This window comes from Mesorhizobium sp. CA13, from assembly GCF_020165235.1.
Lineage (GTDB): Bacteria > Pseudomonadota > Alphaproteobacteria > Rhizobiales > Rhizobiaceae > Mesorhizobium.
Map to the genome: position 1 here is coordinate 155,337 of NZ_JAIUHS010000008.1, position 13,687 is coordinate 169,023.

Annotated in this window: 12 protein-coding genes; all 12 read right to left on the bottom strand. The window is 63.7% G+C overall.

Annotated features, from left to right (window positions below; translation table 11 throughout):
- Positions 1 to 4 precede the first annotated feature (4 nt).
- The 12 genes from LB566_RS19395 to uxuA all read right to left on the bottom strand — a co-directional run bounded on the left by LB566_RS19395 (position 5) and on the right by uxuA (position 13,618).
- On the bottom strand, positions 5 to 1,792 hold the full coding sequence (locus tag LB566_RS19395; RefSeq protein WP_224625551.1) for a CoA-transferase: 1,788 nt from the start codon (positions 1,790 to 1,792) through the stop codon (positions 5 to 7).
- Positions 1,789 to 2,805 (bottom strand): hypothetical protein, encoded by a 1,017-nt coding sequence (locus tag LB566_RS19400; RefSeq protein WP_224625552.1) that lies wholly within the window; start codon positions 2,803 to 2,805, stop codon positions 1,789 to 1,791. Before LB566_RS19400 ends, LB566_RS19395 begins: the two co-directional genes overlap by 4 nt.
- The gene (locus LB566_RS19405; RefSeq protein ID WP_224625553.1) at positions 2,802 to 3,590 is read right to left on the bottom strand and encodes an enoyl-CoA hydratase/isomerase family protein; all 789 of its coding nucleotides are present in this window, start codon (positions 3,588 to 3,590) and stop codon (positions 2,802 to 2,804) included. The genes LB566_RS19400 and LB566_RS19405 overlap by 4 nt, the downstream gene beginning before the upstream one ends.
- A gap of 2 nt (positions 3,591 to 3,592) precedes the next feature.
- Complete coding sequence (locus LB566_RS19410; protein ID WP_224625554.1) at positions 3,593 to 4,798, bottom strand: CaiB/BaiF CoA transferase family protein; 1,206 nt, start codon at positions 4,796 to 4,798, stop codon at positions 3,593 to 3,595.
- 22 nt (positions 4,799 to 4,820) lie between these two features.
- On the bottom strand, positions 4,821 to 5,606 hold the full coding sequence (locus LB566_RS19415) for an SDR family NAD(P)-dependent oxidoreductase (RefSeq protein ID WP_224625555.1): 786 nt from the start codon (positions 5,604 to 5,606) through the stop codon (positions 4,821 to 4,823).
- Positions 5,607 to 5,608: 2 nt separating this feature from the next.
- Complete coding sequence (locus LB566_RS19420) at positions 5,609 to 6,604, bottom strand: ABC transporter permease (protein WP_224625556.1); 996 nt, start codon at positions 6,602 to 6,604, stop codon at positions 5,609 to 5,611.
- Between the two features lie 3 nt (positions 6,605 to 6,607).
- Complete coding sequence (locus tag LB566_RS19425) at positions 6,608 to 8,140, bottom strand: sugar ABC transporter ATP-binding protein (RefSeq protein WP_224625557.1); 1,533 nt, start codon at positions 8,138 to 8,140, stop codon at positions 6,608 to 6,610.
- Positions 8,130 to 9,113: an ABC transporter permease gene (locus tag LB566_RS19430; protein ID WP_224625558.1), complete on the bottom strand. Its 984-nt coding sequence runs from the start codon at positions 9,111 to 9,113 to the stop codon at positions 8,130 to 8,132. Before LB566_RS19430 ends, LB566_RS19425 begins: the two co-directional genes overlap by 11 nt.
- Before the next feature lie 132 nt (positions 9,114 to 9,245).
- On the bottom strand, positions 9,246 to 10,277 hold the full coding sequence (locus tag LB566_RS19435) for a sugar ABC transporter substrate-binding protein (RefSeq protein ID WP_027027652.1): 1,032 nt from the start codon (positions 10,275 to 10,277) through the stop codon (positions 9,246 to 9,248).
- A gap of 27 nt (positions 10,278 to 10,304) precedes the next feature.
- Complete coding sequence (locus tag LB566_RS19440) at positions 10,305 to 11,156, bottom strand: IclR family transcriptional regulator (RefSeq protein ID WP_140553389.1); 852 nt, start codon at positions 11,154 to 11,156, stop codon at positions 10,305 to 10,307.
- Positions 11,156 to 12,304, bottom strand: coding sequence for an ABC transporter substrate-binding protein (locus tag LB566_RS19445; RefSeq protein WP_224625559.1), 1,149 nt, complete (start codon positions 12,302 to 12,304; stop codon positions 11,156 to 11,158). The genes LB566_RS19440 and LB566_RS19445 overlap by 1 nt, the downstream gene beginning before the upstream one ends.
- 129 nt (positions 12,305 to 12,433) lie before the next feature.
- Entirely contained in the window at positions 12,434 to 13,618 is a 1,185-nt protein-coding gene (gene uxuA, locus LB566_RS19450) for a mannonate dehydratase (RefSeq protein ID WP_224625560.1), read from the bottom strand.
- Between the last annotated feature and the right edge of the window lie 69 nt (positions 13,619 to 13,687).

The following is a 13,687-nucleotide window of genomic DNA, read 5'->3' on the forward strand; positions in this document are numbered from 1 at the left end:
GGTCTCAGCTTTCGACAAGCGTCGTCTGCGCGGCGATGCAGCGTTCGACCATCGCGCGGTCGGCTTTAAGAATCTCGGCGATCAGCGCGCCGCGCTCCTTGGCGCTGACGAACTCCAGACGGCGCAGGCCGAGCGGGTCGATGCGGTTTCGCAAGGTGGCGAGCGTGCCGTCGGAAGGCAGCGAGACCTCGCGGCAGTCGGGATCGAACGACACCGCAAATCCGGTGGCGTCACGGATCCGCTGCTGCGTGACGCCAGGCATGGTTTCGACAACGATCAATTCCCTCGAAGTCTGATCGAGCCGGAAGACACAGAGATCGGTGAAGACCAGCGCCCTGCCGGTGCGATAGCCCATCGGCGCGCGCTCGGCCGGAGTCAGCAGCCCGCGAGCCGAGCTGACGATTTCGACCTCATTTACCAGCGACTGGATCGAGTGGCGGGGGATGTAGAGCAGGTAATCGCGGTGCATGTTGGCAACATCGGCCATGCCGCCTTGCCCCGGCAACCGGATGAGGCCGCCGCTTGGTTTGCGCAGTGCGATCGTGTTGACCCGGCCGCGCCGGTCGACCTGTGCCGCGCCGACGATCTCGTGCGTCACCGCGCCGGCCTGGTAGTAGGTCGAGTAGGTGTCGTCGCCGCCGGCATGCGCCACCGCCGTTTCGCAATCGAGGCTTTCGATCAGCGACAGGACCATCGGGCTCGGCGCGATGTCGAGATGGCCGCAGCTCATCGTCGCGATGATCATGTCCGGCGCGTGCGTCGCCTTGGCCAGGCGGTATGCGACATTGGCCAGCGGCGAGACCGCACCCGCGCTGGCGAAGCTCTCATTGTCGAGTTCGGCAGCGATGCGGGCGGCGATGATCTCGTCGACGGACGCTTTCTTCTCGGCGTGCGCGAGCGCGGGCATGGCGAGCACTGTCTCAGCGCGTACCTTCGCGGCGATTTGCAACGGCTTCGGCACCCCTTCGGACGGCGGTTGCAGATTGTCCGCCAAGGGCATTTCCCCGGCCGCGAACGCCTCCGACAATCGCTGATAATCGGTGACGTAAAACGGCAGACAGGAGGCCGGATAAGCGCCGCCCGGCGCCAGGGCAATGGCCGAAACCTGATTGCGGGTCAGCACGCTCTGGCGGCCGTCCCGGCGCAGCGTCCCGACCGGAACGATTTCCTCGACCGTGACCAGCACCTGGCGCGCCGCACCCGCCATGGCGAAGTCCAGCGCGCGGGGCCCGATGATCTGCACATTGCCGCTTTCATCCGCGCGCTGGGCATGGACGACGAATGTGTCGAGCCGCAGCGGCGGGACGAATCCGTTTTCGGTACCGGCAATCGGATCAGGTCTGGCGCTCGCTCCCGGCACGCGCGCCAGCATGTCCGATCCCAGCGGAAGCTGGAACGACATCGAGGGCAGGTTCTGCTGCGCCGCCCGCAGCGCCTGGATCATGGCCAGTGCCGTCCAATCGCGAACCGGTATCGCGCCGCTCTCGGCGGCTGCGCGGAATTTTGGCGGCAAGCCGAAAATGTCGAGGCTGGAGAAACAGAGGTCGATCTCAGCCACGGCATGCGCCTCGAGCAGCAGTTCGAGGGGCAAGCCGCCGGCCCAGCAGATGTAATGCAGATCCTTGACGTCCGACCGGGCTATCGCACGCAGCAATGCGATCGGCAGCCGGGCGAAATGGTGACCGCCGACGCCGAGCAAGTCGCCATGGCCGACCATCGCTGCCAGTCCCTCGACATCCGTGAAGCGCGGCCGGTTCGGCTTGACCAGGGACATTGCGGCACGGTTCGTCATAGCGCGGATGCCTCGATGCGATAGCGGGTGACGAACGGCTTTTCCGGCGAGAATTCGAGCGCGGTCGCAATGCCGGATTGTGCGATCGGATTGTCGGCCAACGCCGTCGCCGGGCCGAGCCCGAAGGGCGAGCAGATCGGCTCGATGCCGATGGCGAGATGGCGCTCGCTCCAGGGTGCCGCCTTGCGGCCGCGATTGGAGTACCAGAGCAGAAGGCTTGGGAAATGCTCCTTCTGCCAGGAGAGGTCCACCCGGTAGCCCTCCTCGTGGTTGACAAGCGCCGCCGCACCGTCGGTGCCCTCGATCTGCAGCAACTCCTCCGTAGCGGCAGCCAAAGGCAGCCGCGAGGCATCGACCGCTTTGCCGTTGCGCGACGGCACGGCTGTCAGTTCAAAGAACGTCTTGTTCCGGGCAAACAGCGCAGCACCTGGTTCGACATCATGCGGATAGGTGCGGCCCTCGTCGAAGCCACCGAATTGCAACGTGGCTGCACCCGTCTCGAACGGCAGCCGGAACACCGGATGCAGGCCGATCGGCAGGCGGCAGGCACGGCGAACGACGATCTTCAACACGATGTCGATGGCGGGCGCCAACGGGTCGGGCCGCACGGTCCGTTCAACGCGCTCGACCGGACTTCCCTCGGGATAGGTAAGCGTCAGCGACAATGATCCGCGACTACTGGGACGCCATGTCCACTCGTGATTGGAGCTATGGCCATGGATTTCTTCGCCTGCTTCCGGCGGACCCATCGCCCGCGCCCAGTCCTCGGGCCATCCATCGGCCGGCACCGAATAGCCGAAGGGCACGCAGGGCCATTCGCCGCGAAGCTTGCGCAGGATGCCTGGCAGTGCTTGCGCCCGCGGTTCGTTCGACCACGGCGCAATGTGCATCGGCGAGATCTGCCGACCGTCCTCCAGAATGAACGTAACCGGCGCCAGCATCGCGCCAAGCCGCTGGACAGTCAGCGCGCCATGCGCCCAGGCCAATCCGCGATAGTCGTCGCCCGCGTTCACGGCCCGCCCTTCTTTGCCTTTGTCGTGCTCCGCTCGGCGAACTCCCTGACGCGCTGCTGGCCGATCTCGCTTCGGTAGAGCTCACCCAATATGTTGCGCTCCATGGCGAGACCCTCCGCCAGATCGCCTGACACGGCATGCGCCGCCAAGACCTTCAGACCTTCGATTGCTGCGGCCGGCTCCGCCGCGATCATTGCGGCCAATTCCAACGCGCGCGGCATCAGCTTCTCGACATCGACAATTTCGTTAACCAGACCCGCATTGACGAATTCCGAGGCCGGCACGATGGCGCCGGTCATCAACAGGAAATTGGCGCGGTTGCGGCCGAGCTTGGTCACGCTGCGTTGCGTGCCGCCGCCGCCCGGGATCAGCCCGAGCTTGATCTCCGGCAGGCCGAGCTTGGCGAACTGATTGGCGATCACGAGGTCGCAACACAGCACCAGCTCCATGCCGCCGCCCAGCGCGAAGCCGTTGACCGCCGCGATCACCGGTTTGCGGTTGTTCTCGATGGCTCCGTACATGCGTGTGCCGGCAGCCTGGAAAATGTCGAACTCCGGTCCGGTCTGTGCGGCATATTCCTTGATGTCGGCGCCGGCCATGAAGCCACGTCCCTCGCCGGTCACCACGATTGCGCCGACGCTCGCATCGCCCGACAGCGCCTCGAAAACCTCGGTGATCTCGCCTTGCATCAGCCGGTTCATGGCGTTGAGCTGATCGGCGCGGCGGAAGGTGACGACGGCGACGCGGCCCGCGGTTTCGACCGAGAGTGTCTGGTAGGCTCGCATGGTCAGGCGGCGTCCACGGTCATGTCGCCGGACGCCTCCAGGGCGGCGATCTCGTCCTTCGAGAGGCCGAACTCGGCCAGGATCTCGCGACCGTGCTGGCCGACCAGCGGCGCCGGCCGTTCGATGGTCGCGGGCGTCTCGCTCATCTTGACCGCGGGTGCGACCACCCGCACCTTGCCGCCGCGCGGATGGTCGTAGCTGGTGATCATGCCCATGTGCTTGACCTGCGGGTCCTCCGCGGCGCGGCGGATATCCTTCACCTCGGCGCACCAGATGTCGGCTGCCAGCAGCCGCGCCAACAGATCCTGCGTGGCGAATTTCCTAGTCTCGGCATTCACCTTCTCGAAGACCTCATCGCGCTTGTCGAACAAAGTCTTGAGATCGTCGTAGATGGCAAGCTGCGGCGCCTCCAGCACTCCATACAGCGTCTTGAACGGGCTCATGGCGATCGACACGTAGCCGCCGTCGCTGGTCTCGTAGATGCCGAACGGCGCCTGCATGCCGGGATGGCCGATGCCGGAATTCGGCCGCACAAAATCCTGACCGAGGTTGAGCACGGCGACATATTCCTGGTTGAGATGCGCCAAGAGGCCGGCCAGCAAGTTGACCTCGATCTTTTGGCCCTTTCCCGTCTTCTCGCGATAATAGAGCGCCGACAGGATGCCGTAGACCATGTTCATGGCGCCGATCTGGTCGGCGAGGCCGGCGCCGGCGGGAACCGGGGCCTGGTCGCCGCGGCCGGTGTTGGCGATCAGCCCTGCGAGCCCCTGGATCAGCATGTCCTGGCCGGGGCGCTCGACATAAGGCCCTTCCTCGCCATAGCCCGAGCCCGAGCAATAGATGATGCGCGGATTGACGGCCCTGAAGTCCTCATAGCCATAGCCGAGCTTGGCCAACACGCCTGGGCGGAAATTCTGCACCACAACGTCAGCGCTTTTCGCCATCTCCATGATGATGGCATGCACCTTGCGGCTCTTCAGGTTGAGTGCGATCGAACGCTTGTTGCGGTTCCAGGCGAGGAAGTTCGGGCTCTCCGAACCGCCGACCCACTTGGCGAAAAAGGTCATGCCACGGAACATGTCGCCGGCGCCGGCGCGCTCGATCTTGATGACATCGGCGCCCATGTCGCCGAGCAGCTGGGTAGCGAACGGCCCCTGCAGCAGATGGCTGAAATCGAGGATGCGGACGCCTTCGAGGGCCTTGTTCATGTCATGTCTCGTTTCAAAATTTTCAAAGCAGTTCGGGAACGTAGCGCGGTGCCGCCGTCAGCCCGCCATCGACGCGCAGGTCGGTGCCGGTGGTGAAACCGGCGGCATCGGAGGCAAGATAGACGGCGGCCTCGGCCACTTCCGAAGGCTCGCCGATACGGCCGAGCGGATGCATCTTGACCCAGGCCTTGGCGAGATTGCCGCCGATCTCCTTGATGAGTTTATCGTTCATCGGCGTGTTGATGGTGCCCGGCGAGATCGAATTGACACGGATGTTCAGCGGGCCGAATTCAACCGCCATCTGGCGTGTCATCGCCATTACCGCGCCCTTGGCGCCGGCATAGGCGGTCCAGCCATCAAGCCCGATATGGCCCTGGGCGGAGGCCATGTTGATGATCGAGCCCGATTTCTGCGCGATCATGTGCGGCAGCGCGTATTTGCAGCCGCGAAACACGCTCGTTAGGTTGACTGATATCAGCCGGTGCCACTGCTCGTCGGTCATCTCGTGCACCGGCATGCCGCCAATGGCGATGGCCGCGTTGTTGACCAGTATGTCGAGGCGTCCCGTCTTTTTGACGGCGCTGTCGATGAGGCCTGAAATGTCGGCCTCCTGCGAGACGTCGCAATGCAGATAGTCGGCGCGGTGGCCGGCAGCGCGAAGCGCGGCCGCGAAATCCTCGCCCGCGCTGTCGGCGATGTCGCCCAGGAAGACATGCGCCCCTTCGCGCGCCATCGCCTGCGCGATCGCGTGGCCGATGCCGTCAGCCGCACCAGTGATGACGGCGATTTTTGCTTCAAGACGAGCCATCTTCAGCCTCCATTCGCACGCCGGCGTTTCGCTTCATCGAGGGCGACCGCGGCAATGATGATCATGCCGGTGATGACCAGCTGCCATTCGGTCGGCAGGCCAAGCCCGCGCAGGCCGTTGGACAGGAATTGCAAGATCAGCACGCCCAGCGCCATGCCGGTCAGGCTGCCGATGCCGCCGGCAAGGCTGACCCCGCCGAGCACGGTGGCGGCAACCACCTGGAATTCGAAATTCAACCCCGCCGTATGCTGCGCCGAGCCGACGCGCGCGGCCAGGATGATGCCGGCGACCGTGGCCAGCAGCGCGCTGATGATAAAGCAAATGAACTTGACCCGCCGCACGTCGTAGCCTGCAAGGCGGGCCACTTCCTGATTGCCGCCGACGGCATAGATTTGCCGTCCGAACGGCCGGTGCTGCATCATGTAGGCGAAGGCGGCGAGCAGGACGATGGCGATGACAGCCGAATAGGGGATGATGTTGAAGAGCCGGCCATCCGACAGGGCAATGAAGCTGTCGAGGGCGGCATCGTCCGGGATCGCGCGCTGGCCGGTGTAGAGATAGACGCCGCCGCGCATGATGAACATCGTGCCCAGCGTCACGATCAGCGAGTTGATGCCGGCATAGGCGGTGAGATAGCCGTTGACGACACCGATGATCAGCCCGAACAACAGCGCGCCGCCGACGCCGAGCAGCAGCGAATTGGTGTCGTTCATGATGATGATCAACGGCAGCGCAATGGTCGCCAGCAGCGAGCCGATCGAAATATCGACCTCGCCGGAAATGAAGACGATGGCGCAGCCAATGCCGGCGGTGAGCGCGAGCGAGGCCTGGCCAAGCACATTGGTCATGTTGCGCACGGAGAAGAAATTCTCGACGGTGACGGAGAAGAAAGCCAGCACCAGCACGAGGCAGACCAGCAGCGCCAGTTCCTGCCGGGCAAAGAACCGCGCCAGCACGGACGGCTGGGCTTTCGCGGAGACTGTATTTGCAAGGCTCATGGTTTATCCGATCGCCGCATTGAGGATCTTCTCCTGCGTGGCTTCGTCACGCGGCATGATCGCGGTCAGGCGGCCTTCGCACATCACCGCGACCCGGTCGGCAAGACCGAGCAGCTCCGGCATCTCCGACGTCATCATGACGACAGCCAGGCCTTCGCCGGCGAGCCGGTCGATCAGGGCGAATATCTCCGACTTGGCGCCGACATCGATGCCGCGGGTCGGCTCGTCGACGACGATCACTTTCAGGCCGCGCATCAGCCAGCGTGAGATCAGCACCTTCTGCTGGTTTCCGCCCGACAGGTTCTTCACCTCTTGGAACAGGCTGGGCGTCTTGATGCGGAAGCGGTCGACATAATCCTGCACCGCTTTGTGTTCCCTGGTCTTGTCGACGAAACCCATGCGGGCGAAGGCGCCGAGCGAGGCGAGGCTGGCATTCTGGTAGACAGGCAGCTCGCCCATCAGCCCTTCGCTCTTGCGATCCTCGGTGAGCAGGCCGATGCCTAACCTGACGCCGGTGCGCGTATCGTGCGGCGAGAGGCGTTGACCGTCGACGGTGATCGTGCCCGAAGTGATCGGATCGTAACCGACGATCGCCTTGGCGAGTTCGGTGCGGCCGGCGCCCATCAGCCCGAAGAAGCCGAGCACCTCGCCGGCGCGCGCCTCGAACGACACATCGTTGAGCTTCTTCGCCGTGCCGAGCTTGTCCACGGACAGGGCTATCTTGCTAGCTGGCGCGCCGCGCTTGCGGGGAAACAGATTTTCGATGCGCCGGCCGATCATGTCCTGAATCAGCGTGTCGTTGGTGTGTTCGCCAATCGGCTTGGTCGAGATGTGGCGCCCGTCGCGCAGCACCGTCACCGTGTCGGCGATCTCGAACACTTCGTCGAGCTTGTGGCTGACATAGACCACCGCGATGCCGAGGCTGGCCAGCCGGCGGATGACTGTGAACAGCAGCGAAACTTCGTTCGGCGTCAGCGAGGATGTCGGCTCGTCCATCACCACCACGCGGGCCTCATGGGCGAGCGCGCGGGCGATCTCGACCATCTGCTGCTGGCTGACCGGCAGCGAGCCGGTGCGCGCCGCCGGATCGACATTGAAGCCGATGCGGTCGAAGAGCGCGGCTGAATCGGCGCGGATCTTCTTCCAGTCGATGGAGCCCGTCCTGCCGGTCGGATAGCCTTCCAGGAAGATGTTCTCGGCAACGGTGAATTCGGAGATCAGCGCGATCTCCTGGAACACGACCTTGATGCCTTCTTTCAAGCTGTCGCGCGGCGACTTGATGTCCACCTCGCGTCCGCGCATGCGGATGGAGCCGGCATCCTTGCCGTAGACGCCGGCCATGATCTTGATCAGCGTCGACTTGCCGGCGCCGTTCTCGCCCATCAGCGCATGGATCTTGCCGGGCTCCAGGGTGAAGTCGACATTGTCGAGCGCCACGACGCCGGGAAAGCGCTTGCCGATGCCGCGCAGTTCCAGCGCCGGTACATCGGTGTCGATGGCCGCGCCTTCGCCGGGATGCAGGAAATCAACGGACATTGGCTCTGTTCCGGATGATGTCGAGATAGGTTGCCAGGATGATGACGATGCCCGGCACCACCATTTGCAAATCCTGGTTCCAGCCGAGGATGATGATGCCGTTGTCGATCACCTTCAGCACCAGAACGCCAAGCAAGGTACCGAACAGCGAACCGCGGCCGCCAAGCAGGCTGGTGCCGCCGAGTATGACGGCGGCAATCACCGTCAGCTCGAAGCCCCGGCCGGCGGTAGGCTGGCCGGCGTTCATCAGCGACGACAGGATCATGCCGGCAACACCGACGCACAGGCCGGTAACGACGAAGGCCAACAGCTTGAGCCGTTCCGAGCGAATGCCTGACAGGCGCACCGCCTTTTCATTGGCGCCGACCGCGTAGAGATAGCGGCCAAGCGTGGTGAAGCGCAGCGTCACATAGGCAACCACGAAGATCAGGGCCGCCAGGATGACGGGAACCGGCACGGGGCCGACATAACCGGCGCCGAGATCGGTGAAGCTTGCCAATTGATTGTGGTTCTGCACCGCCTCGCGCGTGAACAGATAGACGCCGCCCTGCAGCATCATCATCGTGCCAATGGTGGCGATCAGCGAATTCACCCTGAGCCTGGTGACGACCAGTCCATTGAACAGGCCGACCCCGCCGGCAAAGGCGAGCGCCGCCAGCATGGCGAGCGCAAGGCTATGCGTTGCATTGAGCACCGCCATGCCGATGCAGCCAACGAAGGCGAGCGACGCGCCGACCGACAGGTCCACCTCGGCGGTGATGATGAGCATGGTCATGCCCGAGGCGACGATCAGCACCAGAGCGCATTGGCGCAGGATGGCGATGATGTTGGCCTCCGAATAGAATTGCGGCGCCGCCATCGAGATGGCGATGCACAGCACGGCCAGGATTGCGCCCAGCACGAGCTGGCTGCTGCCCAGAAGGTTGCCGCCGATGAAACGCTTCGACGCGGAGACCTGTGTAAGCTCGCTCATTTCAGTCCATTCCCGGCCGTTTGCCTGGTCCCTCTGGAACCTGTCGTGTCGAACCCGGCATTTGTCTTGGCCACCGAAAGATCCTGACCGCCTGCCCTTCCCGCGACGCGGGAAGGGCGATGTCGGCCGGCCTTATTTCTTCAGGTCGGCGGAGGTCTTCATGCACTTTGCCGGCGGCTGCAGCGCGTTGACGGCATCCCATTTGATGGTGCGGGTGGTGCCGTCATAGTCATAGAACTTCTTCCAGTCGTCGCCGTTCATCGGCGCGGTCGGGCTGACGATGTGCTCCGGCACTTCCTCATTGTTGAAAAGCTTCACCGCGGCATCAATGGCGGTAAAGCCTTCCTTCTCGGGGAACATCGCGGCTTCGATGCGATAGGAAGGCTCGTTCTGCATCGCGTTGATGAAGGCAAGTCCCTCGCCGCCCGTGCCGACCGTCAACAGGCCATCCTGCGACTTGCCCGCCGCTTTCCAGGCCTGCAGGCCACCCAACGAAGAAGAATCGTTGATGCCGTAGATGATGTTGATATCGGCGTTCTTGGCCAGTGCCGCGGAGGACACTTCGAGAGCGCGGTCCGGATTGCCGCCGCCGTCGAGATCGTGGACCATGACTGCATCGGGGATGATGGTCTTCAGCCCGTCCATGAAGCCGTGCGAGCGCAGCACGGTGGCGGAAAGCAGCGGCAGGCCGACATTCATCACCTTGGCAACGCCGCCAAGCTTTTCCTTGGCGTATTTGCCGGCCTCGACGCCGGAGAAATAGCCGGTGTCGTAGTCGCAGATGGCGACCATGGTCGTCATGCCCTTGACCGGATTGCCTTCCAGCACGACCGGGACATTGGCGGCCTTTGCCTGGCGCAGAAGCGGCACCACGCCCTCTTCATTCACCGGGGTGATGATAAGCACGTCGACGCCCTTAGCGATGAAGTCTTCGGCCGCGGCGACCTGCTTGGCTATGTCGAGATTGGCATCCTGCACCTCGACCTCGATGCCGAGTTCCTTGCCGTGAGCCTTCATGCCCTTGATGACGTTCTGATACCACTCATGGGTGGCGTAGTTGGTGACGTAGCCGATGCGCTTGGGCATGTTCTCGGCATGCGCGGCGGCGGCGCCGAGCGCCAACACGGCGGCGGACGCAAACAGGATTGACTTGGACCAGAGCATTTTCTTCTCCCAGATTTATCGCTTTTGTTAGTCGCTGAACGGATAGTCCCGCCGTTCCGGGTCGGCACGTAAGGAGTTGGTGGCTTCGCCCCAGCCGAGTGCCGCCGAGATCTTCTCGGCGGCGGCGCGGGTGCGTTCGAAGACGGTTTCGCTGTCGAACCGCGCCGCCTTCTGCGGCAGCAGCGGCACGGTTAGCGCGGCGATGACGGCACCGGTGTGATCGCGCACAGGCATGGAGATATTGGTGCAGGCAGCAACGGCCAAGGAAGCGCGCATCTCATAACCGAGCCTGGCGACCTCGTTCAGCCGAGCCTCGATTTCGGCCCGCGTGCCCTGGCCCTCGCCGGCGGCCACGATGCGCTCGACGATGCGGTCGCGCTCGGCGCGGTTCGAATGGGCGAGCAGCACGGCACCCGAACTCGTTTCGAGGATCGGGAAATGCGACCCAAGTGCTACCGAGTAGCGCATCGGCAGCGGCGAATCGATCTGCAAAACCACCAGTGCGTTCTGGCCTTCGCGGACCACGAGATGGCAGCTCTGGTCGGCATTAGCGGTCAATTCGCGCATCACCGGCAGAGCGCATTCCACCAGCCGGTTTACCGGCGGATGCATGTGCGCCAGTTCGAACAGCTTCAGCGAGAGCCGGAAGCGGTCCGATTGCGTGCGGAAGATATAGCCCCGCTTCTCCAGCAGAAGCAGGATGCGGTAGATCTCGTGTATTGAGCGGCCGAGGCCGGTCGCGATCTCCGTCTGGGTCAGGGTTTCGGCGCTGGAGGCCATGAACTCCAGAACGTCGAGCGCCTTTTCCACCGCTGGCACGCGATAGCCGTTGCGGCCGCTTTCGCCCTCGTCCAGCGTCTGGGCAACGCTGGCGGCCATCAGGCGACGCTCCGTTCCGGCTGGACTTGCCTGGTTTCGCGGTAGAGGCTGTTGACGTGGCCTGCGAGTTCGGTCGCCGACATATCACCGGCTATGGCGGCGGCGGCATGCGGCGCGCATTCGCGGAAGAAGGCGATGAAGCCCGGATGGGTCGGACGCAGATAGGACGAGGCGATCGTCCGCAACGTCGAGCCGAAGAAATCGCCGGCAAGACGATTGACCCCAGCATCCTTCCAGGCCACCAGAGAACCCGGTTGTCCGCCCGATTTCACATAGTCGCCGCGCTGGTATTCGGGCGAGCACAGGAACAATGCGTAGTCGATCGCAGCCTGCTTGTGCTTCGATTGGGCGCTGACGCCGATGCCGGCACCGCCGAGCAAGGCGCCGGCGGCTTGCGGGGTGGGCACGTCGGCGAAGCGCAGATGGGGCCTGTCGGGTTTCGAGGCGTAATTCACATAACCGAAGGCGAACGGCACGTAGACCACGTCGTCATGCGTGATCATGTGGTCGTAGCAGCGGATCGGATTCCACTTCGACGAGTCCGGGTGCGAAAGCGCCGCAAGCTCGCGCAATTGCGCAATCGCCTGCTCGACCATTTCCTTCGCCATGAATTGCTCGCCGTCTTCCTGGGGGCGGCCGAGCGTCAGAAGCAGGCACATGGCGTCGGTCGGCACAAAGGGCAGGCCGAGCCACTTGCCGTCGCTGCGCGCGCGCCGGCCAAGCTCCAGCACGTCTTCGTGCGTGCCGGGCACCGGACCGTAGCGCTCCAGCAAATCCGGCCGATAGGAGGCTACCTGGCAGGCGGCATCGATCGGCAGCGCCCACTGGCGGCCGTTCTTCTGGTAGGAGCGCCAGGACGCACCGACTGAATCACGCTCGAAGAAATGGATCTGTTCGGCCGACAGATAAGCGTCGAACGGGACCATCAGTTCATCCTGCGCGATGTCACCGATGAAGGGATGGTCGAACACGACCAGATCGTATGTGCCGAGCACCGGGCCGAGGGCGCCCTCACCGAATTCATAGAGGCTGCGGCGATCCCATTGGATTTCCAGGCCGGGATGCGCGGCGCAATAGGACTCGATGCTGCCATCCAGCGGACCCCAGCATCGTCTATGATCCCACGCCAATCCGCGCAGCTTCGTCATGCCACTAAAAACCTCCCGGCGCCGGCAACGGCCGGCCCGCCATCGACACTAGCACGATTTTTCATATGCGCAACTTGTTTTCATTTACGCAAAAAGCGCATACATCCTCCCGCTTGGCCGGTGCATGCTTCAAGCCAGATCGAAACGCTCCACGGCGCGCATGATGCCGCGCAGTTCAGCCAAACCCTTGAGCCGTCCGATAAGCGAATAGCCGGGGTTGATCTTTTTCTTGCCGATGTCGTCGGCAAGCAGATGCCCATGGTCCGGCCGCATCGGGATTTGCCAGTCGGCCCGGCCTTGCTCGCGACGGCGCTTTTCTTCCTGCATCAGAGCCAGGATAACGTGCGCCATGTCAGTGCCGCCTTCGAGATGCTCGGCTTCATAGAACGAGCCGTCCTCCTCGATGGTGATGTTGCGCAGGTGGACGAAATGGATGCGGTCGGCGAATTCCTTGACCATGGCGACGATGTCGTTGTCGGCGCGCGTGCCGTAGGAGCCGGTACAGAAGGTCAGTCCATTGGCGGGACTGTCGACGGCGTTGAGGATAAAACGCGCGTCCTGCGCCGTCGAAACCACGCGCGGCAGGCCGTAGAGCGAGAATGGCGGGTCGTCGGGATGGATGCACATGCGCACCCCCTCCTCTTCGGCCGCCGGAACAATTTCGCGCAGGAACCAGGCAAGGTTGTCGCGCAGTTCGTTGGGCCCGATCGAATCGTATTCCGCCAGGGCTTCGCGAAAACTGTCCCTGTTATAGCTGCGTTCGGTCGCCGGCAGGCCGGCGATGAGATTGCGCTCGATCTGGTCGATCTGCTCCGGCGTCAGCGTCTTCAGCCGCTTCTCGGCCTCGGCGATACGCGCCGGCGTGTAGCTTGCGGCACCATTCTTGCGCTGCAGCACGAAAAGATCGTAGGCCGCGAAATCGATAGCATCGAAGCGCAACGCATAGCCGGTTGTCGGCAGGCGATACATCAGGTCGGTGCGGGTCCAGTCCACCACCGGCATGAAATTATAACAGATCGTCTCGATGCCCGCCTTGGCGAGCGCCCGGATGCTGTCGCGGTAGTAGCCGGCATAGCGCTCACGCTCGGGCGCGCCGATCTTGAAGGAATTGTGCACCGGAATGCTTTCGACGACCGACCATTTCAGGCCGGCCGCCTCGATGATCCGCTTGCGCTCGAGCACATCGGCCTCGGGCCAGGCGCGGCCGTCATAGAGCTGATGCAGTGCTGAAACCACGCCGGTGGCGCCGGCCTGCCTGACATGTTCAAGCGTCACCGGATCATCGGGACCATACCAGCGCCAGCACTGTTCCATGAAGCCTCCTCAAGGTTTGGCGGTGACCATATTGTCGGACCACAGAGCTGTCAACGGAGCCTTTCCACG